This is a genomic window from Lederbergia ruris (assembly GCF_018332955.1).
Classification (GTDB): domain Bacteria; phylum Bacillota; class Bacilli; order Bacillales; family Bacillaceae_C; genus Lederbergia; species Lederbergia ruris.
The window spans coordinates 122,317-148,122 of the sequence record NZ_BORB01000006.1 but is presented as its reverse complement, the minus strand read 5'-3'; the positions used below and the strand labels follow the sequence as shown (position 1 = coordinate 148,122).

At 40.1% G+C, this 25,806-nt stretch carries 23 protein-coding genes; 22 read left to right on the top strand and 1 reads right to left on the bottom strand.

From position 1 onward, the window contains the following. Positions 1 to 135: 135 nt before the first annotated feature. Complete coding sequence (fdxA, locus tag KI363_RS05460; protein WP_191967350.1) at positions 136 to 378, bottom strand: 4Fe-4S ferredoxin; 243 nt, start codon at positions 376 to 378, stop codon at positions 136 to 138. A 280-nt stretch (positions 379 to 658) separates the two neighbouring features. Here fdxA and KI363_RS05455 point away from each other — a divergent pair, with 280 nt between their 5' ends. From KI363_RS05455 to mgfK, 22 genes are all read left to right on the top strand, one after another. After that, positions 659 to 979, top strand: coding sequence for an ArsR/SmtB family transcription factor (locus KI363_RS05455; protein ID WP_212965724.1), 321 nt, complete (start codon positions 659 to 661; stop codon positions 977 to 979). Between the two features lie 61 nt (positions 980 to 1,040). Beyond that, positions 1,041 to 3,116: a heavy metal translocating P-type ATPase gene (locus KI363_RS05450; RefSeq protein ID WP_212965723.1), complete on the top strand. Its 2,076-nt coding sequence runs from the start codon at positions 1,041 to 1,043 to the stop codon at positions 3,114 to 3,116. Positions 3,117 to 3,202: 86 nt separating this feature from the next. Further along, positions 3,203 to 3,904 carry a response regulator transcription factor gene (locus KI363_RS05445; RefSeq protein WP_212965722.1) on the top strand — a complete coding sequence of 234 codons (702 nt, stop codon included), beginning with the start codon at positions 3,203 to 3,205 and terminating at the stop codon, positions 3,902 to 3,904. Beyond that, positions 3,904 to 5,706: a two-component system histidine kinase PnpS gene (gene pnpS, locus KI363_RS05440; RefSeq protein ID WP_246516766.1), complete on the top strand. Its 1,803-nt coding sequence runs from the start codon at positions 3,904 to 3,906 to the stop codon at positions 5,704 to 5,706. The genes KI363_RS05445 and pnpS overlap by 1 nt, the downstream gene beginning before the upstream one ends. A 184-nt stretch (positions 5,707 to 5,890) precedes the next feature. Beyond that, complete coding sequence (locus tag KI363_RS05435) at positions 5,891 to 6,832, top strand: phosphate ABC transporter substrate-binding protein (protein WP_158320889.1); 942 nt, start codon at positions 5,891 to 5,893, stop codon at positions 6,830 to 6,832. Positions 6,833 to 6,943: 111 nt separating this feature from the next. Continuing rightward, positions 6,944 to 7,855 carry a phosphate ABC transporter permease subunit PstC gene (gene pstC / locus KI363_RS05430; RefSeq protein WP_373306730.1) on the top strand — a complete coding sequence of 304 codons (912 nt, stop codon included), beginning with the start codon at positions 6,944 to 6,946 and terminating at the stop codon, positions 7,853 to 7,855. Beyond that, the gene (gene pstA / locus KI363_RS05425; protein ID WP_212965721.1) at positions 7,852 to 8,736 is read left to right on the top strand and encodes a phosphate ABC transporter permease PstA; all 885 of its coding nucleotides are present in this window, start codon (positions 7,852 to 7,854) and stop codon (positions 8,734 to 8,736) included. Before pstC ends, pstA begins: the two co-directional genes overlap by 4 nt. 17 nt (positions 8,737 to 8,753) lie before the next feature. Beyond that, positions 8,754 to 9,587: a phosphate ABC transporter ATP-binding protein PstB gene (gene pstB, locus KI363_RS05420; RefSeq protein ID WP_246516765.1), complete on the top strand. Its 834-nt coding sequence runs from the start codon at positions 8,754 to 8,756 to the stop codon at positions 9,585 to 9,587. 12 nt (positions 9,588 to 9,599) lie between these two features. Next, complete coding sequence (gene pstB / locus KI363_RS05415; RefSeq protein ID WP_212965720.1) at positions 9,600 to 10,385, top strand: phosphate ABC transporter ATP-binding protein PstB; 786 nt, start codon at positions 9,600 to 9,602, stop codon at positions 10,383 to 10,385. Between the two features lie 104 nt (positions 10,386 to 10,489). Next, positions 10,490 to 10,726 carry a DUF2198 family protein gene (locus KI363_RS05410; RefSeq protein ID WP_158320892.1) on the top strand — a complete coding sequence of 79 codons (237 nt, stop codon included), beginning with the start codon at positions 10,490 to 10,492 and terminating at the stop codon, positions 10,724 to 10,726. A gap of 209 nt (positions 10,727 to 10,935) precedes the next feature. Continuing rightward, a complete protein-coding gene (uvrB, locus tag KI363_RS05405) occupies positions 10,936 to 12,915 on the top strand; it encodes an excinuclease ABC subunit UvrB (protein WP_212965719.1) in 1,980 nt (659 codons plus the stop codon). A 7-nt stretch (positions 12,916 to 12,922) separates the two neighbouring features. Beyond that, a complete protein-coding gene (gene uvrA, locus KI363_RS05400) occupies positions 12,923 to 15,790 on the top strand; it encodes an excinuclease ABC subunit UvrA (RefSeq protein ID WP_158320894.1) in 2,868 nt (955 codons plus the stop codon). Positions 15,791 to 15,927: 137 nt separating this feature from the next. Further along, on the top strand, positions 15,928 to 17,103 hold the full coding sequence (locus tag KI363_RS05395; RefSeq protein WP_158320895.1) for a DUF4097 family beta strand repeat-containing protein: 1,176 nt from the start codon (positions 15,928 to 15,930) through the stop codon (positions 17,101 to 17,103). A gap of 1 nt (position 17,104) precedes the next feature. Then, positions 17,105 to 17,461, top strand: a complete 357-nt coding sequence (locus tag KI363_RS05390; protein WP_158320896.1) for a phage holin family protein — start codon at positions 17,105 to 17,107, stop codon at positions 17,459 to 17,461. Between the two features lie 251 nt (positions 17,462 to 17,712). Then, the gene (gene hprK / locus KI363_RS05385; protein ID WP_158320897.1) at positions 17,713 to 18,654 is read left to right on the top strand and encodes an HPr(Ser) kinase/phosphatase; all 942 of its coding nucleotides are present in this window, start codon (positions 17,713 to 17,715) and stop codon (positions 18,652 to 18,654) included. Positions 18,655 to 18,675: 21 nt separating this feature from the next. Beyond that, on the top strand, positions 18,676 to 19,485 hold the full coding sequence (lgt, locus tag KI363_RS05380; protein WP_373306728.1) for a prolipoprotein diacylglyceryl transferase: 810 nt from the start codon (positions 18,676 to 18,678) through the stop codon (positions 19,483 to 19,485). Positions 19,486 to 19,507: 22 nt separating this feature from the next. After that, the gene (gene ppaX, locus KI363_RS05375; RefSeq protein ID WP_158320899.1) at positions 19,508 to 20,161 is read left to right on the top strand and encodes a pyrophosphatase PpaX; all 654 of its coding nucleotides are present in this window, start codon (positions 19,508 to 19,510) and stop codon (positions 20,159 to 20,161) included. Then, positions 20,158 to 20,703, top strand: coding sequence for an acyltransferase (locus tag KI363_RS05370; RefSeq protein ID WP_158320900.1), 546 nt, complete (start codon positions 20,158 to 20,160; stop codon positions 20,701 to 20,703). The genes ppaX and KI363_RS05370 overlap by 4 nt, the downstream gene beginning before the upstream one ends. A 211-nt stretch (positions 20,704 to 20,914) precedes the next feature. Continuing rightward, positions 20,915 to 22,429, top strand: coding sequence for a tetratricopeptide repeat protein (locus tag KI363_RS05365; protein ID WP_158320901.1), 1,515 nt, complete (start codon positions 20,915 to 20,917; stop codon positions 22,427 to 22,429). A gap of 102 nt (positions 22,430 to 22,531) precedes the next feature. Next, positions 22,532 to 23,482: a thioredoxin-disulfide reductase gene (gene trxB, locus KI363_RS05360; protein WP_212965717.1), complete on the top strand. Its 951-nt coding sequence runs from the start codon at positions 22,532 to 22,534 to the stop codon at positions 23,480 to 23,482. 347 nt (positions 23,483 to 23,829) lie between these two features. After that, complete coding sequence (gene rapZ / locus KI363_RS05355) at positions 23,830 to 24,723, top strand: RNase adapter RapZ (protein WP_158320903.1); 894 nt, start codon at positions 23,830 to 23,832, stop codon at positions 24,721 to 24,723. After that, positions 24,720 to 25,682, top strand: a complete 963-nt coding sequence (gene mgfK / locus KI363_RS05350) for a gluconeogenesis morphogenetic factor MgfK (RefSeq protein ID WP_212965716.1) — start codon at positions 24,720 to 24,722, stop codon at positions 25,680 to 25,682. The genes rapZ and mgfK overlap by 4 nt, the downstream gene beginning before the upstream one ends. The last annotated feature ends 124 nt before the right edge of the window (positions 25,683 to 25,806 follow it).

Sequence of the window (25,806 nt, the reverse complement as noted above, 5' to 3'; positions counted from 1 at the left end):
TTTTATCAAAAGGTGTCCTTTTTGTTTACTAAAATAGCGACAAAAAAAGGCGTGGGGTCTACACTTTTTAAGTGTAAGCCCCAACGCCTTAATTTTATTTACTGGAGTTTTGTCCCAGCCTCTTTTTCAAGAAGATTACTCCGCGGCTGCGAAGAATTCTTTTGCTTTATCGAAATATTTTTCATCTTCTGGAAGTAAGTCTTCCTCATGATAAATCGCTTCGACAGGACAAACAGCTTGACAAGCTCCACAGTCTATACAAAGGTCAGGATCGATGAAAAACATCTCATCCCCCTCAAGAATACAATCGACAGGGCAAACTTCGACACATTCACCGAATTTTTCACCCATACATGGTGCTGTAATAACATAGGACATATAAAAAACCACCTTTAATATAGTATCACTTATGTGAAAATCTTTTGGATATAATGGAGTTCTTAAAGTCATTTTGGCAAAAACAAAAATGACACAGTACCAATATAGCAAATCTCTTGCTTATTTTCAATTGGACAACCAAACTCTCTTGAACAAACGGCACAGTTTTCTGGATATTGTCACAAAAGATTTTTGAAACAGTTGACAAAATCAAGGAATGAAATATAATGAAGGTAATATATGAATATATATACATATACCCAAACAAGGAGAGTAAACAATGGAAAATCAGCAAAACCGATCTACTCCAGATGAATTAGATGAGGAAACCCTTTTTATTGTGTCACAGACCTTTAAAGCCTTATCTGAACCAACGCGGATTCGTATTTTACATCTACTAGCTGAACAGGAATATTCTGTTAATCAAATTGCAGAAAAGTTATCACTTTTACAATCAACTGTCTCGCATCAATTGCGTTTTTTGAAAAATCTCCGACTTGTAAAATATAGACGAGAGGGAACGACGTTTTATTATTCTCATGACGATGAACATGTAATGAATGTGTTGGAACAAACCATTGATCATGCGAGACATACCTAAGAGAGGGGTGTTTATCCTCCCTTTTTGAACACGTACTAAGACCGAAAAGAGTTGATAGAAAATGGCAGAATACAAATTAGAAGGATTGTCTTGTGCCAATTGCGCAAGGGAGATGGAAGAGGATATACAAAAACTGGAGCATGGGGAGGATGCGAAGCTCCTTTTTAATTCCAGTAAACTGATTGTTTCGGATCAGATTGAGCTGCAAAAAGTAGAAAAAATATTAGCAAGTGATGGGGCGACCCTTGTTAAGAGTGAACACGATCATACTCATAACCATGGTTCTGTACGACATTTAATTTTACTCATTGGCTTATCGGTTTTATTATTTGCTTGTGCCCTGATCGTAGAGCGCACCGGCCATGATGGGGTAGCTGTTATTTTTTATATTGTTGCGGCGGCTTTAAGTGGATACACCACCTTTATAAAAGGGTTAAAAAACATTTTCACCTTCAAGTTTAATATTGATACATTAATGACCATTGCGTTAATTGGTGCGTTTGGTATTGGGGAATGGAAGGAAGGCACATTAGTCGCGATTTTGTTCGGAATAAACGAATATTTAGAAGGTCTGGGCATGCAAAAAGCGCGCAAATCAATGGAAACATTATTAGAAGTTGCGCCAAAAGAAGCGATACGCATTTCGGGAAAAGGGGAAGAAGTTGTCCCGATCTCGGCCTTACAAGTAGGGGATATCGTTCTCGTCAAATCAGGTGCGAAAATCCCTTCTGATGGGATAGTTGTGGAAGGGAAAAGCTCTGTGAATGAAGCAGCAATTACAGGTGAATCCATGCCTGTGGAAAAAGAGATGGGAGAATCTGTATTTGGTGGAAGTATTAATAATGAGGGGGTTCTTCGAGTAGAAATCACGAAGACCTATGAAGACTCTTCCCTCGCCAAAATTCTTCACCTTGTTGAAGAGGCGCAGGAAACCAAAACGCCAACAGAAAAGTTCATTAATCAGTTTGCAAAATTTTACACGCCGGCAATCATGGTGATTGCAGCCATTGTGATGTTTGTTCCTCCACTATTCGGAGGGAATTGGGGCGACTGGTTTTATCAGGGACTTGCCGTTTTAATTGTCGGATGTCCTTGTGCCTTAATCATTTCTTCCCCGATTGCCTTAATTTCGGGAATTACGAGAAATGCTCGTCACGGTATTTTAATCAAAGGTGGTGTCTTTCTTGAGCAGCTAGGCAAAGTGGATACCATTGCTTTTGATAAAACAGGAACATTGACAAAGGGAGAGCCCCATGTTGCGAAAATGATTGTTTATGAAGAAGACACATTTTTAGCGATTGCCGGCTCGATTGAAAACAGCTCTTCCCATCCATTGGCGAAAGCGGTGATGAAAAAGGTGGAGGAATATGATGTGGCACTTCAGGAGCCTTCCTTCATTGAAACGATTGCTGGGCAAGGGGTGGAAGCTGTGATTGATGGTTTGACCTATACGCTAGGAAATGAAAAAGGCATTCCAACTCCGGCGATCACAACAGCCATTCAAAATGATCTAGAAACCTTGAAAAACGAAGGATTGACATTAGTCGCTGTTTCCGATCATGAGAAGGTATTAGGCCTATTCGGAATTGCCGATGAAATACGCCCGGAAAGTAAAGAAATTGTCGCAGAGCTATATAAAGCAGGAATTAAGAAAACCACGATGTTAACCGGGGACCACCAACAAACGGCAGAAAAGGTCGCTGCAGCGATTGGTCTTACCGATTACCATGCTGGATTATTGCCAGACCAAAAGGTTGGAAAGATAAAGGAATTAACAAGTCAAGGAATCACGGCGATGGTGGGGGATGGGATCAATGATGCTCCGGCCTTAGCTACAGCTGATTTAGGCATTGCCATGGGAAAAGGGACCGATAGTGCGATTGAAACAGCGGACATCGTCCTGATGCAAGATCATCTGGGCAAACTTCCCTCGGCAATAAAAGTTGGGAAAAAAGTCAATTCGATTATTAAACTTAATATTGGCTTAGCCCTTGGGCTAAAATTAATCGCCCTGCTTTTAACGATTCCAGGCCTACTCACTCTATGGATTGCCATCTTATCTGACATGGGAGCGACCGTACTTGTCACGCTCATAAGCTTGACTGTTTTGATTGAAAAACGTACATTAAAATCATAAGTTCCATAAGGCTGTCTCAAAAAAATAAACGAGGCAGTCTTCTTTTTACCGGACTTTTTTAACAACCTTATGAGGGGGAGAATGAAATGGAGAAAGTCCTAGTAATTGATGATGAGCCTTCCATCGTGACCTTATTACAATTTAATCTGGAAAAAGCAGGCTTTGCTGTGATCACGGCAGGCGATGGAAATACAGGACTACAGAAAGCAATGGAGGAAGATCCGAGTTTAATTATTTTAGATTTAATGCTTCCCGGCATGGATGGCATGGATGTTTGTAAAACCATTCGCCAGGAAAAGCTGAAAACACCGATCTTAATGCTCACAGCAAAAGATGATGAATTTGATAAGGTGCTAGGTCTGGAACTTGGGGCAGATGATTATTTGACGAAACCGTTTAGTCCCCGTGAAGTTATTGCAAGAGTAAAGGCGATTTTAAGACGATCGCAAATGAATGATTCACCTGATCTGTCGAAACAGGAAGCAACGATGATTCGCATTGGTGACCTCGTCATTTTTCCTGATCAATATGCGGCCGAACTTGCGGGCGAGAAGCTTGATTTGACGCCCAAGGAATTTGAATTGCTTTTGTATTTAGCGAATCATCAGGGCAAAGTGCTTAATCGCCATCAATTATTGGATGCCGTTTGGAATTATGAATTTGTTGGCGATTCACGAATTGTCGATGTTCATATTAGTCATTTACGTGAGAAAATTGAAAAAGATACGAAACAGCCACTGTATATTAAAACAGTGAGAGGATTCGGTTACAAACTGGGGCAACCGTGATGATGCATAAATTATGGGTGCGAATTACCTTTTCATTTTTAATTTTAATCTCCATTTTATTAATCATTTCCGGTTTGTTTTTATCAAGAATGATGAAAGATACATATTACGACTTAAAAGAAACCCATTTACTGCAAACATCGAAATTAGTCTTGAATGTGATTGATAGGGAAGATTTACTTTCCACACCCTCAGAACTTCAAGAGGAGATGATTCTTTTAGCTGATTCCATCCAATCGAGATTAACGATTTTAGATCAAGATGGGAATGTGTTAGCTGATTCAGAGGAGCCGCCTGCGGAGATGGAAAATCATTCAAGTCGACCAGAGGTAAAACAGGTCCTCCAGGAACAAGCTGCTTCCGGGCTCTCGATTCGCTATAGTAAAACACTTGGCTTTCATATGATGTATGTGACGGTTCCGATTATCGACGGAGATGAGACGACAGGCGTCATTCGCGTGGCGTACTCCCTAAAAAAGATTGATATTGCGTTGCGTAAGTTATGGATCAGTATTAGTATTTCCTTGCTTGCTGTTTTTCTTCTTACCGGTTTAATCGGGATGAGGCTCGCTAAAAGTATCTCTAAACCGATTGAAGAAATGATTGGCGTTTCGGCGAGGTTAAAAGATAAAGATTTTGCCGCCAGAGTCCATCACCAACCTAAAGGGGAATTAGGTCAATTAGCCACATCGATTAATATGCTAGCTTCAAGTTTGAAGAATCAAATGGAGACCATTCAAGAAAATGAACAACAGCTTTCAGGTGTATTAGCCAATATGACGAGTGGTGTCTTATTAGTCGATATGCAAGGGAGAATTTTATTGGCGAACAAAGCGATGGCGCAATTTATGGGAGAAGATCCGCAATCCTTTACAGGGAAAATGCATATGGATGCCAGTCGCAACTTAGAATTTAGTTCTTTGATGGCAGAGTGTTTAAAAACTGGACAAGAATTAAGAAAAGAAATCACCTTTTTTTATCCGAGGGAGCGAATTATGGATGTTCATCTCGCACCATATGTCCGTGAAAATCAAGAACGAAAAGGGATGATCGCGGTCTTGCATGATGTGACGGAAGTGCGCAGACTGGAGAAAATGAGAACAGATTTTGTCGCCAATGTCTCCCATGAATTAAAAACACCGATCACATCAGTGAAAGGATTTGCTGAGACTTTATTGGATGGAGCAATGCATGATGAAGATGTTTGCCGCGAATTTCTTAGCATTATTTATCGGGAGAGTGAGCGGCTCCATCGGTTAATTAGTGAACTCTTATACTTGTCAAGGATTGAACAACACCATATTCCTTTAAAATTGGAACAAATGAATATGACAGAGGCCGTTTTAAATATGGCGAACACCATTCAAAAAGAAGCGAAAAAGAAAAAATTAACCCTAATCCTTCCTGAACAGATGAACGATATATGGATCGAGGGAGAAAAGGATCGCATCCACCAAATTGTGTTAAACCTCCTTTCCAATGCGATTGCTTATACATCAGAAGGAGGAAAAATTATTGTCAAGCTGTGGGAAGAGGCCGATCAAGTAAAACTTAGTATTTCTGATACAGGGATAGGTATTCCTTCCACCGAGTTGCCACGAATATTTGAACGTTTTTACCGTGTAGAAAAAGCCCGTTCTCGTCGTTCTGGTGGCACAGGCCTTGGTCTAGCGATTGTAAAGCACTTAACAGAATCGCATAATGGGAAAATTGAAGTGAAAAGTGAAGAAGGAAAAGGAACAACCTTTATCATTACATTACCGAAGAAACAGGAGACCCATGACAAAACCTCGCTTTCCTAAGCGAGGTTTTGTCATGGAGAAAAGGTCGTTGAAAAGATGACAACGGTATCATTTTTTCTTTACAAACTCCAAACAAAGCTTTACATAAACTTCACATACTATTTATAGGCATTTAATAGAGATGGTTTACTGTATAGATAAGCAATCAAGGATTGCAATCCAAATAGAAAAGGGTGGCTCACTCATGAAAAAGAAATGGTTCGTGTTTATTGGCTGTATCTTCATGTTTACAATCATTCTAGCAGCATGTAGTAATACAGAGGCAGGTTCCCAGGACTCTGCGTCGGGGACTAGTAAACCGAGTACAGAAACAAATCAAGAGAATTCACCAGAGAGTGATAAACTAGCAGGTTCCATTACTGTAGTTGGATCGAGTGCGATGCAACCTTTAGTGGAAGCAGCCGCTCAGCAATTTATGCAGCAACACCCTGGAGTGACGATTAATGTTCAAGGTGGAGGAAGTGGAACGGGGCTCAGTAAAATTAGTGAAGGGGCTGTGGATATCGGAAACTCCGATGTGTTTGCCGAAGAAAAAGAAGGAATTCCAGCTGATAAACTAACAGACTATAAAGTGGCGGTCGTTGGCATGGCGCCAGTTGTTCACTCAGAAGTTGGTGTTGAAGATGTCACGCAAGACCAGTTGATTGATATATTTACAGGGAAAATCAAAAATTGGAAAGAACTTGGTGGTGCTGATCAAGAAATTATCGTTGTCAATCGGGCGAAGGGTTCAGGTACGAGAGCGACATTTGAAACATTTGCTTTAAATGGCGAAGAACCAATTGAGGCACAAGAACAAGATTCATCAGGGACGGTTCGAAAAATTGTTAGTGAAACGCCTGGCGCAATTAGTTATCTAGCATTCTCTTATATTGATGAGTCCATACAAGCTCTAAAAGTGGATGGCGCTGAACCAACGGCAGAAAATGTAGAGACGAATGCATGGAAAATATGGGCTTACCAGCATATGTATACGAATGATGAGGCAGTGGATGTTACAAAGGAATTTATTGATTATATGCTTACAGAAGACGTGCAAACCAAACTTCTTCCGAAAATGGACTACCTCCCAGTCACAAACATGAAAGTTGATCGAAATGCTAATGGAGAAGTTAGTAACCAATAATCGGATGAATAGGCTGGAAAAGAGGCGAATGACATTAAAAGCCTCTTTCTTATCTCTAAATAAACATTGCCATTAAAGGAGTCGATCGCTGTGGCTAAAGCAGAAAGCGGAATGTACATGGATATCACAAAGCCAAATAAAAAAATGCGATTGGAGAAGTTGGGAAAGGGAATCACTTTTCTTGCAGTAGGAATCACGATTTTGCTGACTGTGATGATTCTTGCGCTCGTTGTTTCGAAAGGTGTCGCGATCTTTCTCTTTAATAAAGGGAGTGTCTTAGAATTTTTGACAGGTTTAAAATGGAATCCCGGAACATTAAGTGAGCTGGGCAAGCCGATTATTGGAGCGCTCCCGTTGATCACAGGTTCTTTTATTGTCACACTTCTTTCCGCACTTATTTGTACTCCGATTGCGATTGGAGCGGCGGTGTTTATGACTGAAATTTCGCCGCGGTTCGGGAAAAAAATACTGCAACCGGTTATGGAGCTATTAGTTGGAATTCCGTCGGTTGTGTATGGCTTTATTGGCTTAACAGTTGTAGTTCCGTTATTAAGAGAGTCTTTTTCAGGCAGTGGATTTGGCATTGCTGCCGGTACAATCGTCCTTTCCGTTATGATCTTGCCAACGATTACGAGTCTATCGATTGATGCGATTGCTTCTGTTCCTCGTTCGTTGAGAGAAGCCTCCTATTCATTAGGAGCCACCCGTTGGCAAACGATCTATCGCGTGATTTTAAAAACGGCGAAGTCTGGTTTACTGACAGCCGTGATTTTCGGAATGGCGCGCGCCTTTGGCGAAGCACTGGCTGTACAAATGGTCATTGGTAATTCACCTGTTATGCCAACTTCTCTATTGGAACCTGCGTCCACCCTTACAAGTATTTTAACAATGGGCATGGGGTACACCGTATTAGGGCAAGCGGAAAATAACGCACTCTGGTCCTTAGCACTGATTCTATTAATAATGTCATTTCTCTTTATTATGCTTATCCGCTGGGTTGGCAGAAAGGAGCAAAAGGTATGAATGCGAAACAGATCGATCGAATCGCAACGATCCTGTTTTATGGAATTGCTTTTCTCATTCTTGGGCTTCTCATTAGTTTATTAAGTTATATCTTTATCCAAGGTTTACCGAAGCTAAGTTGGGGATTTATTACATCCTCTCCGCAAATCTTTCAAGAGGGGGGAGGGATTGGACCACAATTATTTAATTCCTTCTATTTACTTGTTTTAACGATCATGATGACAATTCCGATATCTCTAGGTGCTGGCATTTATCTATCCGAATATGCTCCCAAAAATAAGTTTACCGATTTGATCCGTTCACTAATTGAAGTTCTATCTTCTCTCCCTTCGATCGTTGTGGGACTGTTTGGTTTTCTATTCTTTGTAATTTATATGGGATGGGGATTTTCAATTCTTTCAGGGGCATGCGTCTTAACCGTATTTAACTTACCCTTAATGGTTCGGGTAGTGGAAGACTCACTACAAAATGTATCGGATGAACAAAGAAAAGCGGGATTAGCCCTAGGTGTCTCGAAATGGGAGACAATCACAACGGTTATTTTACCAGCTGCTTTACCTGGTTTGGTTACAGGAATTATTCTTGTTGCAGGGCGAGTTTTTGGAGAAGCTGCCGCACTGATCTATACTGCGGGCATGAGCACACCGCAACTTGATTTCTCCAATTGGAATCCATTTTCGGCTACATCCCCACTCAATCCATTAAGGCCAGCAGAAACATTAGCTGTCCATATTTGGAAGATTAATGGGGAAGGGATTATGCCCGATGCAGCGGCCATTTCCAGTGGCGCATCCGCACTTTTATTATTGGCCATCTTGCTATTTAACGTACTAGCACGCTGGATTGGTCATCTCATATTTAGAAAAATGACAACAAATTAAGAAAGGTGGTTGAAAAAATGGCGATTGCTAAAGAAATGAATCAAAGTGGGCAATTGGATCGATTGGCGCCGAAAAAAAACATCGTTTTTCTCCCGACTCGTTCTGTTATATCTGCTGAAGGTGTCACTGTTGCTTATGGGGATAAGATAGCTGTTCAAAATATTGATCTCCCATTTCCAGATCAGGCGATTACCGCTTTAATTGGCCCCTCAGGCTGTGGGAAATCTACTTTTTTACGTTGCTTGAATCGAATGAATGATAGTATCGCTCATTGCCAAATAACAGGGAAGATCCATTATCGCGATATTGAGATTCATTCCCCAAAAGTGAACGTATTTGAATTACGAAAGCAAATCGGAATGGTGTTTCAAAAGCCCAATCCTTTTGCTAAATCAATCTACAAAAATATTGCTTATGGTCCTGCTCATCATGGCATAAAAAAGAAACATCAGTTAGATGAAATCGTTGAAACGGCGCTAAGAAAAGCGGCATTATGGGACGAAGTAAAAGACAAACTCCATTCATCGGCTCTAAGTCTTTCAGGAGGACAACAGCAACGTTTATGTATTGCTAGAGCGATTGCTTTGAAGCCCCAAGTGCTGTTATTAGATGAACCAGCTTCTGCATTAGATCCTATTTCAACGCGAAAGATAGAAGAGTTAATGTGTGAATTGAAAAAAGAGTATACGATTATTGTTGTCACCCATAATATGCAGCAGGCCGCCCGAATATCTGATTACACCGCCTTTTTTTACATGGGAAATTTAGTCGAATTTGGGGCAACGGAAGAAATATTCACTAATCCACAAGATGAACGGACAGCAGGATATATTGCTGGAAACTTTGGATAAGGGGTGGAAGCGATGGTTCTCTCACTGCATCAACAGCATCATAAAGAAACCGTGATGAAAGCAGAAAACCTGCAATTTTATTATGGAGAATTCCAGGCACTTAAAAATATTAACCTGGAGATCAAAAAGAATCAAATTACCGCTTTAATTGGTCCCTCTGGCTGCGGAAAATCAACCTTTCTGCGTACCCTTAATCGAATGAATGATTTTATACCAGAAAGTCGCTCAGAGGGAAAGATTTATTTGCATGATCTGGAGATCACCAACCCCGCTGTAGATGTTGTTGACTTAAGGAAAAAAGTAGGCATGGTGTTCCAGCAGGCCAATCCCTTCCCGGTTTCGATCTATGATAATATCGCTTATGGCCCGAGGATTCACGGACGAAAGGATAAACAATTTCTGGATCAAACGGTGGAATCCTGTCTTCGCTCTGTGGCTTTATGGGATGAAGTGAAGGATGATTTACGTGCTCCTGCTACAAGCTTATCGGGGGGGCAACAACAGCGGTTAGTGATTGCTAGAGTTCTAGCGATTCAACCAGATGTGATCTTAATGGATGAACCAACATCTGCCCTAGATCCCCTTTCAACCAACAAGCTGGAAAGTCTGATTCTAAGATTAAAAGAAAAATATACCATTGTAATCGTCACCCACAATATGCAACAAGCGGCTCGGGTTTCAGATCAAACTGCCTTTTTCCTGAATGGTGAAATTGTAGAGTATGGATCAACCCAAAGTATATTTTCGAACCCACAACATGAAAAAACAAAGCAATATATTATGGGGGAATTTGGTTAATGGACAAGAGGATTCTATTGGGCTTAGCCTACAATAAAACTTGCTTTTTCTCTGGTTTTGCGAAAAACTAGTAGAGAGAGTTTTAAAATGGAGTAGGTGAGACAATGGATAAAATTTTGTCAGCTATTTTTATTCCGGCAATTTTAATGATTCTTTTTACTAGAGTGACTTATAGAAGGAGTGTAGGTTTTCTTTTAACCTTAGCCCTCATTATTGTGTCTGCTTATAAAGGTTATATTTATGGGTGGGGATTAATTGCGATCGAGGCAGCATCGTTAACCGTAGGCCTTTTTATCACGGATCGAATGGTGAAAAAGAAAAGACCAGCTAAAAATGAGTAACAATCCAAGGAAAAATAGAAGCATTAGTACGAAGGCAGGCCCGCTAGCAGGTCCTGTTTTTTTCTATTGGATGGATCGTGAAAATAGCAACGAAAATACGTTCGCTTTTCACTGGTTATCTATATAGGAATTGTGGTAAAATGTAAGACATGTAAAAATAAATCACCATTAGATCATATAGATAAAAAATGTGTTAGGAGGAAAACTTATTGGATCACACATTTGAATTAGTATCAAGATACAAGCCATCAGGGGATCAACCGCAAGCAATTGAACAGCTTGTCGAAGGAATTCATAATGGAAAAAAATACCAAACTCTACTAGGAGCGACCGGAACTGGGAAGACTTTTACTATCTCTAATATGATTCGGGAAGTGAACAAGCCGACACTGGTTATTGCCCACAATAAGACACTTGCGGGACAGCTTTATAGTGAGTTTAAAGAGTTTTTTCCGAATAATGCCGTGGAGTACTTTGTCAGTTATTATGATTACTATCAACCAGAAGCTTATGTGCCGCAAACAGACACGTATATTGAGAAAGATGCCAGTATTAATGATGAAATTGATAAATTGCGACACTCCGCGACATCCGCTTTATTCGAACGTAGAGACGTGATTATCATTGCCAGTGTTTCCTGTATTTATGGTTTGGGGTCACCATCTGAATATCGGGACCATGTTTTATCGATGAGAACGGGAATGGAAATTGAACGAAATCAATTATTACGTCGTTTAGTAGATATTCAGTACGCTCGCAACGATATTGACTTTCAACGGGGAACTTTTCGCGTTCGTGGAGATGTAGTGGAAATCTTTCCAGTCTCTCGTGATGAGCATTGCATACGGATTGAGTTTTTTGGAGATGAAATTGATCGGATTCGCGAAGTAGATGTGCTCACAGGGGAAATTTTAGGCGATCGAGAACATGCAGCTGTTTTTCCAGCTTCTCACTTTGTTACCGGTGAAGATAAAATGAAAATAGCAATAGAGAATATTGAAAAAGAATTGGAAGAGCAGTTAGCAATATTAAAAGAAAACGACAAATTATTAGAAGCACAACGATTGGAACAGCGAACAAGGTATGATCTGGAAATGATGCGCGAAATGGGGTTTTGCTCTGGAATCGAAAACTATTCACGACATTTGACCTTAAGACCGGCTGGGGCCACACCCTATACATTGCTTGATTATTTTCCAGATGATTTTCAAATTGTGATCGATGAATCTCATGTGACCCTCCCGCAAATACGGGGAATGTATAATGGAGACCAAGCGAGAAAACAAGTATTAGTGGATCATGGTTTTCGTCTACCATCGGCTTTGGATAATCGCCCTTTGAAGTTTGAGGAATTTGAAAAACATATTAACCAAATTGTCTTTGTATCCGCGACTCCAGGCCCGTTTGAACTAGAACATACGCCACAAATGGTTGAACAAATTATCCGGCCAACCGGATTATTAGATCCAAAAATTGATGTTCGTCCGATTGAGGGGCAAATTGATGATTTGATTAGTGAAATTCATTTACGGGTAGAACGAAATGAACGAGTTCTTGTGACAACCTTAACGAAAAAAATGTCAGAGGATTTAACGGATTATCTAAAAGAGATTGGCGTTAAGGTCCAGTATTTGCACTCCGAAATTAAAACATTAGAACGGATTGAAATCATTCGCGATTTACGCATGGGAACCTTTGACGTATTAGTTGGCATTAATCTGCTAAGGGAAGGTTTGGATATTCCCGAGGTTTCACTTGTGGCGATATTAGATGCGGATAAAGAAGGATTTTTGCGTTCTGAACGTTCTCTGATTCAGACGATTGGGCGTGCGGCAAGAAACGCCAACGGACACGTCATCATGTATGCCGATCGGATGACCGATTCCATGGAAAAAGCCATTCATGAAACAGAACGCCGTCGTTCCATTCAAGAAAAATATAATCAAGAACATGGTATCACACCGATGACCATTCAGAAGGATATACGGGATGTTATTCGTGCTACCGTTGCAGCCGAGGATCCTGCAGAATATACAGCTAAAGGCAAATTGAAAAAAATGTCCAAACAGGAAAGAGAAGAATTTATTGAAACGATGGAAATGGAAATGAAGGAAGCGGCTAAAGCATTAGACTTTGAACGTGCAGCACAATTACGTGATGCCATATTGGAATTGAAAGCGGAAGGATGAGCAAATCATGGCACAAGACCAAATTATTATCCAAGGGGCAAGAGCTCACAATTTAAAAAACATTGATGTAACGATACCAAGGGATAAGCTCGTTGTATTAACGGGCCTATCCGGGTCAGGAAAATCTTCCTTAGCCTTTGACACCATTTATGCGGAGGGGCAAAGAAGATATGTAGAATCTTTATCAGCCTATGCGCGACAATTTTTAGGGCAAATGGATAAACCGGATGTAGATGCCATTGAAGGCCTTTCTCCAGCCATTTCGATTGACCAGAAAACAACGAGTCGCAACCCGCGTTCAACCGTTGGAACGGTCACAGAAATTTATGATTATCTGCGCTTACTCTTTGCGCGAGTTGGCAAGCCCATCTGTCCGATCCACGGAATTGAAATTAGTTCGCAAACGATTGAACAAATGGTCGATCGGATTATGACCTATCCAGAACGAACAAGATTACAAGTGCTCGCACCGGTTGTTTCTGGGCGCAAGGGAGCGCATGTAAAAGTATTAGAAGGAATAAAAAAACAAGGTTATGTGCGTGTGCGGATTGATGGTGAAGTCGAAGATCTTGGGGAAGAGATCAAGCTGGAAAAAAACAAAAAGCATTCAATTGAAGTGATTGTGGATCGGATTGTTGTGAAGGAAGGCGTTGAAGCAAGATTAGCGGATTCGCTTGAGACAGCCCTTGGCTTAGGCGAAGGAAAAGTAGTCATCGATATCATTGGACAAGAGGAACTGCTATTTAGTGAAAATCACGCTTGTCCTGAATGTGGATTTTCGATTGATAAATTAGAGCCAAGAATGTTTTCTTTTAACAGCCCTTTTGGAGCTTGTCCTGATTGTGACGGGCTTGGTTCTACATTAGAGGTCGACCCTGATCTTGTGATTCCGGATCGTTCTCTAACACTGAACGAAAATGCGATCGCACCTTGGATTCCCGTTAGCTCACAGTATTACCCCCAGCTTTTAAAAACCGTTTGTCGCCATTTTCAGATTGATATGGATACACCTGTAGAGGATCTGCCAGAAAAAGATTTAAACATCATCCTCTATGGTTCATCAGATGAAGTATTTACATTTCGATATCAAAACGATTTTGGCCGCATGCATGAAAGTCAGGTCCGTTTTGAAGGGGTGCTTCATAATGTGGAACGTCGTTATCGGGAAACAAGCTCAGATTATATCCGTGAGCAAATGGAGAAATATATGGCTCAGCAGTCTTGTCCCCGCTGTAAGGGACATCGTTTGAAAGAGGAAAGTTTAGCTGTTAAAATAGCGGGTCACCATATTAGTGAAGTGACGGAGCTATCTGTGAATGATGCCAATCAGTTTTTTCAGGAACTGACGTTATCAGAGAAAGATATGCAAATTGCCAAGTTAATTTTACGAGAAATTGGTGAAAGACTCGGTTTTCTCGTCAATGTGGGACTAGATTATTTAACGCTAAACCGGGCTGCCGGGACTTTATCAGGCGGCGAAGCGCAACGTATTCGTTTAGCGACGCAAATTGGTTCAAGATTAACGGGGGTTCTTTATATTTTAGATGAGCCTTCCATTGGCCTTCATCAACGAGATAATGATCGCTTAATTGCTACCTTAAAAAACATGCGGGATATCGGGAATACCTTAATTGTGGTCGAACATGATGAAGATACCATGCTCGCTGCAGATTATTTAATTGATATTGGACCAGGTGCTGGAGTACATGGCGGTGAGATCATCGCCCAAGGAACGCCGCAAGAAGTCGCTGCAAACAAGGCTTCTTTAACAGGTCAATATTTATCAGGTGAAAGGTTTATTCCTTTACCGATTGAACGTCGCAAACCAGATGGCCGCTATCTTGAGATTAAGGGAGCAAAAGAAAATAATTTAAAAAATGTTCACGTAAAAATCCCACTTGGTTTGTTTGTTGCGGTAACAGGTGTGTCGGGTTCGGGAAAAAGTACTTTGGTCAATGAAATTCTTTATAAAACATTGGCCCAGAAGCTTCATAGAGCCAAAACAAGACCAGGTGTATTTAAAGAAATAAAAGGAATCGAACATCTCGAAAAAGTAATTGATATTGATCAATCGCCAATAGGTAGAACCCCGCGTTCCAATCCTGCTACTTACACAGGTGTGTTTGATGATGTAAGGGATGTTTACGCAGCGACCAATGAAGCAAAGGTCCGAGGATATAAGAAGGGACGTTTTAGCTTTAATGTCAAAGGTGGACGTTGTGAAGCGTGTAAAGGGGATGGCATCATCAAAATTGAAATGCATTTTCTTCCTGATGTCTATGTTCCATGTGAAGTTTGTCACGGTAGTAGGTATAACCGGGAAACATTGGAAGTAAAATATAAAGGGAAAAATATTGCAGATGTTTTAGATATGACGATTGAAGATGGATTAGAATTTTTCGCTAATATCCCTAAAATCAAGCGTAAATTGCAAACAATTGTTGATGTTGGTCTCGGGTATATGAAATTAGGGCAGCCGGCTACAACGCTCTCCGGAGGGGAAGCGCAAAGGGTGAAACTTGCTTCAGAACTACATCGTCGTTCGAATGGTCGCTCTTTATATATATTAGACGAGCCAACAACTGGGTTGCACGTAGATGATATCGCCCGTTTATTAGGGGTTTTACAAAGACTTGTGGATAATGGCGACACCGTTTTGGTTATAGAGCATAACTTAGATGTGATCAAAACAGCTGATTACCTGATTGATTTAGGACCTGAAGGTGGCGATAAAGGTGGAACAATTGTCGCAAAAGGTACCCCTGAAAAAGTGACACAATCAGTCGACTCTTATACAGGACGATACCTCAAGCCCATTTTAGAGCGGGATAAAGAACGAATGAATCAAAAAGTCGCCGAAAAAATGAACGTTTAAGAAGCCGCACACCACTCGAATATTAGGCCAACAGGACGTTAGCCCGCGTCTACTGATGAAAAGTTTATCAGCTTTTTTGAAACCTATAAAGGCCCATATCCGTAAATTCTGTTAGAACCTAAAAGGAGGAAGCTGACGTGAACGAGGAAAAGAAACGAATACTTGAATTGGTACAAAATGGTAAGCTCTCAGCACAAGAAGCGATTATTCTGTTAGAAGCACTTGAAGAAGGATCGTCTAAAGACTCATCGACAGCCAAGCCAAAGGAAGAGGAATCACAAGTACACACAGCTCCAGCTATTCAAACGGAAACACAAGAAGAGCAGACTTCCCACCAAGAGAAGCAAACAGAAAAAGACAAGGAGAAGGAAACAGCGGATACGGCTGAAACCATTTATTCTCAGCTAGAAGCTGCTGGTGAGCGATTATTTGATTTTGTGCAAACTACTTTTAATAAAATGAAGGACCTTGATTTTCAATTTACTCAAACAGTTGAAATACCTCATACTTTTCAACAGGCGGGAGAAGAGGTTGAACGAATCGATATTGATGTGGCAAACGGTCCTGTAAGAATAAAGACCTGGGATCAACCAGAAGTAAGGATTGAGTGCCAGGCAAAAGTCTACCGTACAGAAGACCGCGAAGAAGCAAGAACCTATTTTCTAGATCATAGCGTGTTTAAGTTTGAGAATGGATTATTAATCTTCGGTACTCAATCCAAACTGATGAAGGTGGAAGCGGTCGTTTATATACCTGAAAAACTGTATAAGAAAATCTCGATTCGCGTCTTTACTGGTGGAGTAAGGGGCACGAATTTACAAGCGGAATCTTTCGTTGTTAAGACAACGAACGGAAAAGCAGAACTTACAAATATTCGCGGAGAGGAACTCGATTTAGACACTGTCAATGGTCAAGTCGTGCTTGTTGAATCTGAAATTGAAAAGGTAGAAGCCGAAACAGTCAATGGCACGATTAAAACGGAAGGTGTTTACAAAGATCTAGGACTGCAATCCTTAAATGGTAATATTGATTGTATTGTCACGAAACAAGCTCCACGTATCATGGAAACAAAATCGGTGACAGGGAACATTCATATTACGCTTCCGAACGGGGTCGCGATTGATGGGGATGTTCAATCCAATGTAGGAAATTATAAACTACAATTAAATGATGTTGACATCATGCATGAAAAGAATGAAATTATCCAAAAACAGGTGAAATTCAAACGGACAGGTACAAGTGCCGAAACCGTTCATTTGGTGGCGAACACGAAGACAGGCTCTGTCTATATTCGCGAAGAAGAAGGTCAGTAAAATGAAGTGGAGTATAGGGATTTTAGTGAACGCCCTTTTATTCCTCGCCTTTGCGGGATATTTTGAAGGGGTTGAGGTGTCGAGTATATGGTCGGCCATTGGGGCTAGCATTATTCTGTCTATATTAAATATGCTTGTACGTCCCATTCTCATTCTTTTCACTTTACCTGTCACATTATTAACTTTAGGACTATTTTTATTTGTGATCAATGCTTGTACATTATTAATGACAGACGCTTTAATGGGGAGTTTGTTCGAAATCTCTGGATTTGGTTTGGCTCTGCTCCTCGCCGTCATCATGTCCTTAATTAATGTCCTGATCCAAAAAGTCATCATAGAACCGCGAAGAAGAGATTGACATATAAGAGCTCTAAAAGGTATATACTTCCCTTTTGGAGCTCCTTTTGTATGTTGAGTTCGCTACTTCTTCTTTTATAATAAGGATTTCGCTTAATTAAAAAGTTCCTGAAAATAGGGGTGTGTGCGATTGTTCAAAGAAAATGTAAATCGAATAGTGGTTTTTATATCGTCTGTAATGATAAAATAGTACAATGATGTCTAGATACCTCATCATAAGAATGATTACTTAAACGGCAAGGAGTGATGGACTTGTCCAAAGTTCGGACAGAAGATATCATCAAGCGTTTCGATTTGGAGCTTGTAAGTGGAGAAGAAGGTGTTCATAAACCGATTACAACGACCGACATTTCTCGCCCAGCCTTGGAATTGGCAGGTTTCTTTAATTATTATCCTGCGGAACGTGTTCAGTTATTAGGTAGAACAGAAATCGATTTTAGTGGAAGGCTATTGAAAAGTGAAAGAAAAGAACGAATGGAATTGCTTTGTAATGATATAACACCAGCTATTATCATTTCACGAGGGTTAGACATTCCCAAGGAATTAATTGAATCCTCAGAACGTAATAGCGTTCCTTTGTTAAGAACACCGATGAAGACGACGCGCTTTTCCAGTAAGTTGACGAACTACTTAGAAAGTGAATTAGCGCCTACAACGGCTGTACATGGTGTTTTAATTGATATTTATGGTATCGGTGTATTGCTCACTGGACAAAGTGGTGTTGGTAAAAGTGAGACCGCATTAGCCTTAATTAAACGCGGCCATCAGCTTGTCGCCGATGATTGTGTGGAAATCAGTGAAATTGAGGAAAATATGTTAGTGGGAAGCCCGCCCCCATTATTAAAGCAACTTTTAGAAATTCGTGGCTTAGGGATCATCAATGTGATGACCTTGTTTGGCGCCGGCGCCGTTCGCTCAAGTAAAAAAATTACCTTATCTGTTCATTTAGAACTTTGGGATGAACAAAAGCATTATGATCGGGTAGGACTTGATGAAGATAAAGTTAAGATCATTAATACGGAAATCCCTAAATTAACGATCCCTGTAAGACCTGGACGTAACCTAGCTGTTATTATTGAAGTGGCTGCGATGAATTTCCGCTTGAAGAATATGGGAGTCAATGCGGCAAAGCAATTTACAGAAAGACTCGCTGAAGTCATTCAAAATGGTAGTGACCAAGATATCATTACCTAATAAATGGAAAGGAGTGGGAGAATGGGAATTGAACCAATTAACCCAGTAGCGCTCCAATTAGGACCTTTTGCTATTCGTTGGTATGGCATTATTATTGGTTTAGGAATTGCACTAGCGCTAATTGTTGCGGTACGTGAAGGGGATAAGAGGGGCCTGCCAAAAGATACATTTACGGACCTTTTGATCTGGGCGATTCCGATTTCGATTATTTGTGCACGGCTTTATTATGTCCTGTTTGAATGGGGATTTTATTCCCAACACCCAGAAAAGATTATTAAAATCTGGGAAGGTGGTATCGCCATTCATGGTGCTTTAATCGGTGCCGTGGCGACTGCTGTGGTCTTTTGCCGGAAAAAGGGAATTTCTTTTTGGAAATTGGCTGATATTGCGGCCCCAAGCATTATTTTAGGACAAGCGATTGGTCGTTGGGGAAATTTCATTAACCAAGAAGCACATGGGGAAGCTGTTTCCAGAGCGTTCTTAGAAAATCTCCATCTGCCCCAATTTATTATTGATCAAATGTACATAAATGGAGAATACTATCACCCGACTTTTTTATATGAATCTGTCTGGAATATGATTGGTTTTCTTATCCTGCTCGCTTTGAGAAAAAGTTCCTTACGGCGTGGAGAGCTTTTCTTAAGTTATATCATTTGGTATTCGATTGGACGCTTTTTTGTGGAAGGATTGCGTACAGACAGCTTAATGCTAGATTCATTAAGAATGGCCCAAGTCATTTCACTCGCTTTAATTTTAATTGCCGTGGCCATCTGGTTCTATCGTCGTTATACGGGGATGGCGAAACAAAAATATAAGGATCAAAGTTCATAATTCAATAGAAAGGAGAATGGGCATGCAACGGAATATTACAACCTTATTGTTCGATTTGGATGGAACTTTAATTGATACGAATGAATTGATCATTTCCTCTTATTTACATACATTGGAGCAATATTTTCCAGGTCAGTTTCAACGTGAAGATGTACTTCCGTTTATGGGGCCGTCTTTAGCTGATGTTTTTCATGGATTAGATTCTGAAAAGGCGGAAGAAATGATCCAAGTGTATCGTACACATAATCTTGAACAACATGATTTGCTTGTAAAAGAATTTGACGGCGTGTTTGAAACAGTAAGGACATTACATGAAAATGGCTATAAATTGGCGATTGTTTCGACAAAGAAAAGAGATACAGTCTTGAAAGGGTTGAAATTAACTCATTTAGAGCCGTTTTTTAAAGTAGTGATCACGATGGATGAAGTTGAAAAGGTAAAACCAGATCCTGAACCTTTAAACAAGGCGATGCATTTACTCGATTCACAACCAGAGGAAACGATGATGATTGGCGATAATCATCATGATATTCTTGGTGGTAAAAATGCAGGTACTGCCACTTGTGGGGTTGCTTGGTCTTTGAAAGGGAAGGATCATTTACAAAGTTATCACCCTGATTTTATGCTTGACCATATGTCTGATTTATTGAATATCATTGGAGTCAAACCCCAATGAGACGGACAGAACGCTTTCCAGTAGAGGGAGCGAATTCTTTATGGCATGTATATAAAACCGTTCCATTTTGGAAAGTAGTGAAAAACTTTATCGTCATCCAAACAGCTAGGTACACTCCCTTTCTAGGACTTAAAAGCTGGATGTATCGGCGTTTCCTAAAGATGGAGATTGGTCAAAAAACAGCTTTTGCGTTGATGGTCATGTTAGATGTGATGTTTCCAGAGAAAATCAAGGTGGGCGAAAATACCGTCATTGGTTATAATACCACGATTCTAGCCCATGAATATTTGATTAAGGAATATCGGTTAGGCACAGTGGAAATTGGTGACCATGTCATGATCGGAGCGAATACCACGATTTTACCAGGCATTACAATAGGAGACCAAGCGATTGTATCTGCAGGTACACTTGTCCATAAAGACGTACCTGCAGGAGCATTCGTGGGAGGAAATCCCATGAAAGTGATTTATACAAGGGAAGAACGTGAAGAGCGTTGGAAAGATGATCCTATCTATGGTACAAGTAAAACACCTAAACAATAATAGGTGTTTTATTTATGCTGTTTCTTTGGTATGCCATTATGAATCAGTCAAGACAAAAAGACAGCCCCACGTAATTTTACCTAGTTTACGTGTTTGTAAATAAAAACTTGTATAAAAGTAGAAAATTTTCCAAGATTCGCGGTGTGTCAGCATGGGTGTCGTATGATATACTACAAAAAGCGACAAAGGAATACAGCAACGGAGGATCTTGATGTTTAACAACTCGAAGGGAAAATTAGATAAAGCAAAAATATTCTCATTTATTCCAACAGGAGAATACTATTTTAATAGAGGTATTAAGGCTTATGATCGTTTTGATATGAAGCAGGCAAAGAAATATTTAAAACGAGCTTTCGAATTAGAACCTTTGGACCCCATTATTGCCTGTCAATTAGCCATTGTTCATACCGAAATAGGAGAGTATGAGGAGTCTAATGCCCTTTTAAAAATGGTGTTGGAAGAGTTAGATGAAAGTTTAACCGAGTGTTATTATTTTATGGCTAATAATTTTGCCCATCTAGGCCTATTTACAGAGGCCTATAAAAATGCAAATCTCTATCTTGAGTTGGACGAAGTGGGAGAATTTGCGGAGGAAGCAAAGGAATTATTAGATTTAATTGGAATAGAAGACGAAGAAATCTTTTCTGAACTTGTTAAACAAGATGAAATGATTGACCATCTTGACCAAGCAAGAAGTTTATTGCAAGAAGGGGCATTTTCCCAAGCGATCGAAATACTTAAGCAAACGGTGAAGGATTATCCTGAACTTTGGCCAGCATACAATAATTTGGCCTTAGCCTATTTTTATGAAGGAAAAACAGAAAAAGCATTTGAAATGATCCAATATGTTTTGGAACAGAGTCCTGGTAATTTACATGCCCTTTGTAATTTAGCTGTATTTCTTTATTATGAAGAAAAACTAGATGAGCTAGAGGAATTACTTCAAGCATTGGATAAGGTTCAACCGATTCATTTTGAACATCGTTATAAATTAGGCGCGACTTTTGCTTTAACAGGAAGGTATCATCAAGCTTATTATTGGCTACGTCATTTACAGAAGTATGGTTATGAAGGAGATTATTCTTATTATTATTGGTTAGCAAAATCCGCTTACTTTTCTGGAAATCATAGAGCAGCCTCTGAAGCTTGGGAGAAATTAATCGATTTAAACCCTGCGCTTGCACAAAAGGAACCATGGAAGGTCACGGAAGAAGCGATCACTCATTTTGAAAATGAGGATGTCACTATTATGAGATGGTTGAATAGTGAACATGTTGAAAATCGGTTATATGGAATCTTTTTAGTTTCTGTGTCCACTTCTAAAGTGGAGATATATAAGCAATTGGAGCAAATGGACTTAGACCGATTCACTCCCTTTGAAAAAAGATACTTAACCTATATTTTGCAGACAGAATTAAACCCTGAGTTTTCTTCGGAGGGAGAAATCAAACAGGGACATGAAGTCGCTATGGTATTATACGAAAAGTATCAAGCGCAAGCATGGGAAAGACGTAGTTTACTTCTATTGTGGTTTCGGGCGTTTTTTAAAATGATGGAGAACCAAAGTGCAATAACAAATCCTTTCGCATTAGCAGGGGCAGTTGAGTATATATGGTTAAAAACTCGCCATAATAAAAAAACACAATTGGAAATCGCAAAGGAGTATGCTATTTCTACTTCCACTTTACGGAAATATGTCCGTATTTTGGAAAACGAATTGGAATGAGCAGATAAATAGACGAAACGGACGCTGTTTAATACGATAGAAATAGATCATAAAGCTATAAAATATTTATGTTTGAAAATAGATGATAAAGGAGTGTACAGCATGTCGGATGAAAAAATATATGATGTGATTATTATCGGAGCAGGGCCGGCTGGAATGACAGCGGCTGTTTATACATCGAGATCCAATCTTTCTACGTTAATGATTGAACGCGGTATTCCAGGTGGGCAAATGGCGAATACAGAGGATGTTGAAAACTATCCAGGTTTTGACCATATTCTTGGCCCAGAATTGTCCACGAAAATGATGGACCATGCGAAAAAATTTGGAGCAGAGTATGCATATGGAGATATAAAAGAAGTTGTCGATCAAGACACTTATAAATTGATAAAAGCGGGCAACAAAGAATATAAAGCACGTGCCGTTATTATTACAACTGGTGCTGAATACCGAAAAATCGGCATACCAGGTGAAGAAGAATTAACCGGCCGTGGTGTATCTTATTGCGCTGTTTGTGATGGGGCATTCTTTAAGGATAAGGAACTTGTCGTTGTGGGCGGTGGAGACTCGGCTGTTGAAGAGGGAGTATACCTCACACGCTTTGCAAGCAAGGTAACGATTGTGCATCGTCGTGACGAATTACGTGCCCAAAAAATTCTCCAAGACCGTGCGTTTGCCAATGATAAGGTTGAATTCATTTGGAATCATACCGTTAAAGAGGTTAATGAGGAAAATGGAAAAGTAGGATCTGTTACACTTGTTTCCACCGAAAATGGTGAGGAGAGAAACTTCAAAACAGACGGTGTCTTTATCTACATCGGAATGGACCCATTAACAAAGCCATTTGAAAATTTAGGAATTACAAATTCCCAAGGATATATTGAAACAAATGCAGAAATGGAAACGAAAATCCCTGGTGTTTTTGCAGCCGGAGATGTTCGTGACAAACTCCTTCGCCAAATCGTCACTGCAACAGGTGACGGTAGTATCGCAGCGCAAAGTGCACAAATCTATATTGAAAATTTAAAAGATAGAATAGGTGCCACTCAATAAAGAGGATAAGGATCTTCCGTTAAAACCGCCCACGTCCTGTGGGCAACACGGAAGTCAGTACATCCTGTACAAGTAAAAAGTTACACTGAATTAATGTGTTTGTAACAGTAGTGAAATGATTTTCGGGTATAGTATTTACATGAGATATTGACCCCCTTTTTATACAATATCCCTTTTTTTGAAAGCACAGGCCTTCGGGTTTGTGCTTCTTTTTTACGAACTTTTTTCGGACATCCTCCATCCTCTAAAACAGGAATTTTTTAAAAGTAATGCTGGCTGTCATTTCACCTCCATTGATAGTATAATAACAGGAGAAAGATAGCGAAACGGAAAATGGAGTGGGATTCATGAGCACATTAGGGTCTGAAGAAATACAGTTAGTCATAATCACCGGAATGTCAGGGGCAGGAAAAACAGTGGCAATCCACAGTTTTGAAGATTTAGGTTTCTTTTGCGTGGACAATTTACCCCCTGCTTTAATGCCAAAATTTCTGGAATTAATGAAGGAATCTGGAAATAAGATGAATAAGGTAGCTCTTGTGATGGATTTACGAGGGCGAGAATTTTTTGATACTTTACTACGTGTTTTGGATGAACTTTCTGATTCTACATGGATGACTCCGCAGATTCTTTTTCTCGATGCAAATGATGCGGCGCTTGTAAGACGATATAAGGAAACACGTCGCTCTCACCCGCTTGCAACAGAGGGATTACCACTTGAAGGAATCAGACGAGAACGCCATATTCTGGATGAATTAAAAGGCCGTGCCCAATTGATTTATGATACATCCAATATGCAACCGAAAGAATTACGCGAAAAAATTATTGAAGATTTTTCTGCAAATAAAAAGACCATATTTACAGTCAATGTGATGTCATTTGGGTTCAAACATGGAATTCCGATTGATGCAGATTTAGTATTTGATGTACGTTTCTTACCAAATCCGCATTATATCGATCATATGCGGCCCAAAACGGGAATGGAAGAGGAAGTCTATCAGTATGTTTTAAAGTGGAATGATACGCAGAAATTCCTAGCGAAAACGACAGATTTACTCACTTTTATGTTACCCCTCTATAAACGGGAAGGGAAAAGTCAGCTTGTGATTGCCATTGGCTGCACAGGTGGACAACATCGCTCTGTTGCCCTTTCTGAATATATTGGTGAGTTTTATGAGAATGATTATCACGTATCGATTACACATCGAGATATTCAAAAGAGAAAGGGAAAAACATTATGACAGATACATCAAGGCCTAAGATTGCCGTCGTAGGAGGAGGGACAGGATTACCCGTTCTTTTGCGAGGGTTGAAGAATCTTCCTGTTGAGTTATCCGCCATTGTAACAGTAGCGGATGATGGGGGGAGCTCAGGCCGACTAAGAGAAGAAATGGAAATACCACCACCAGGGGATGTCAGAAATGTCATTGCTGCATTATCAGATCAAGAACCCTTGATCATTGAAATGTTTCAGCATCGTTTTAATTCAAATAGTGAACTTTCTGGTCATTCCCTAGGCAATTTAATTCTTGCCGCCCTCACATCCATCACCGGAGATTTTGTCCATGCGATTCAAGAGATGAGCCGGGTATTAAATGTACGCGGTCATGTTCTTCCAGCGGCGAATCAATGTGTTGTATTGAATGCGGAAATGGAGGACGGTTCGATTGTTAGTGGAGAATCGAAAATTCCTGAATCAGGGAAAGCTGTAAAAAGAGTTTTTTTAACCCCTGAGCCAATTAAGCCTTTAAAGGAGACCATCCAAGTCATCCGTGAAGCGGACCTGATTGTATTAGGACCAGGAAGCTTGTATACCAGTATTTTGCCAAACCTATTAGTACCTGGAATTGGGGAAGAGATTTGTGAAGCAAAAGCCAAAAAAGTATATATTTGCAACCTCATGACACAGCCTGGAGAGACATTGGACTTCTCAGCCAGTGATCATATTCAAGCTCTATATTCCCATATGGATTGCTCTTTTATCGATCTTATATTAGTGAATAATGAGCCAATACCGACTCATTTAAAATATCGATACCAGGAAGAGCAAGCGAGACCAGTAGTATTTGACGTAGAGAACCTCGCGAATTTGGGAATTGAAGTGATTGCTGAAGAAATAGTTAGCCTAGATAAAGGACTTGTTCGTCATGACACCGAAAAAGTCGCTCAAATTCTCTATTCACTCATTGAAAAGGAATAGGACAATCGGGTCGAATTGACAAGCTTTCTTTTGAAGCTTGCTTTTGCCAACCTCTGGTTACGCGCTTAGAAGTTAACCAGACAAAAAAGGGTACATAATTCCGACTGCAACGATATGAAAGAAA

Excerpts from the sequence above, each read along its gene's own strand:
- fdxA (WP_191967350.1), bottom strand. The coding sequence starts at position 378 with ATGTCCTATGTTATTACAGCACCATGTATGGGTGAAAAATTCGGTGAA.
- KI363_RS05455 (WP_212965724.1), top strand. The coding sequence starts at position 659 with ATGGAAAATCAGCAAAACCGATCTACTCCAGATGAATTAGATGAGGAA.
- KI363_RS05450 (WP_212965723.1), top strand. The coding sequence starts at position 1,041 with ATGGCAGAATACAAATTAGAAGGATTGTCTTGTGCCAATTGCGCAAGG.
- KI363_RS05445 (WP_212965722.1), top strand. The coding sequence starts at position 3,203 with ATGGAGAAAGTCCTAGTAATTGATGATGAGCCTTCCATCGTGACCTTA.
- pnpS (WP_246516766.1), top strand. The coding sequence starts at position 3,904 with ATGATGCATAAATTATGGGTGCGAATTACCTTTTCATTTTTAATTTTA.
- KI363_RS05435 (WP_158320889.1), top strand. The coding sequence starts at position 5,891 with ATGAAAAAGAAATGGTTCGTGTTTATTGGCTGTATCTTCATGTTTACA.
- pstC (WP_373306730.1), top strand. The coding sequence starts at position 6,944 with ATGTACATGGATATCACAAAGCCAAATAAAAAAATGCGATTGGAGAAG.
- pstA (WP_212965721.1), top strand. The coding sequence starts at position 7,852 with ATGAATGCGAAACAGATCGATCGAATCGCAACGATCCTGTTTTATGGA.
- pstB (WP_246516765.1), top strand. The coding sequence starts at position 8,754 with ATGGCGATTGCTAAAGAAATGAATCAAAGTGGGCAATTGGATCGATTG.
- pstB (WP_212965720.1), top strand. The coding sequence starts at position 9,600 with ATGGTTCTCTCACTGCATCAACAGCATCATAAAGAAACCGTGATGAAA.
- KI363_RS05410 (WP_158320892.1), top strand. The coding sequence starts at position 10,490 with ATGGATAAAATTTTGTCAGCTATTTTTATTCCGGCAATTTTAATGATT.
- uvrA (WP_158320894.1), top strand. The coding sequence starts at position 12,923 with ATGGCACAAGACCAAATTATTATCCAAGGGGCAAGAGCTCACAATTTA.
- KI363_RS05390 (WP_158320896.1), top strand. The coding sequence starts at position 17,105 with ATGAAGTGGAGTATAGGGATTTTAGTGAACGCCCTTTTATTCCTCGCC.
- lgt (WP_373306728.1), top strand. The coding sequence starts at position 18,676 with ATGGGAATTGAACCAATTAACCCAGTAGCGCTCCAATTAGGACCTTTT.
- ppaX (WP_158320899.1), top strand. The coding sequence starts at position 19,508 with ATGCAACGGAATATTACAACCTTATTGTTCGATTTGGATGGAACTTTA.
- KI363_RS05370 (WP_158320900.1), top strand. The coding sequence starts at position 20,158 with ATGAGACGGACAGAACGCTTTCCAGTAGAGGGAGCGAATTCTTTATGG.
- KI363_RS05365 (WP_158320901.1), top strand. The coding sequence starts at position 20,915 with ATGTTTAACAACTCGAAGGGAAAATTAGATAAAGCAAAAATATTCTCA.
- trxB (WP_212965717.1), top strand. The coding sequence starts at position 22,532 with ATGTCGGATGAAAAAATATATGATGTGATTATTATCGGAGCAGGGCCG.
- rapZ (WP_158320903.1), top strand. The coding sequence starts at position 23,830 with ATGAGCACATTAGGGTCTGAAGAAATACAGTTAGTCATAATCACCGGA.
- mgfK (WP_212965716.1), top strand. The coding sequence starts at position 24,720 with ATGACAGATACATCAAGGCCTAAGATTGCCGTCGTAGGAGGAGGGACA.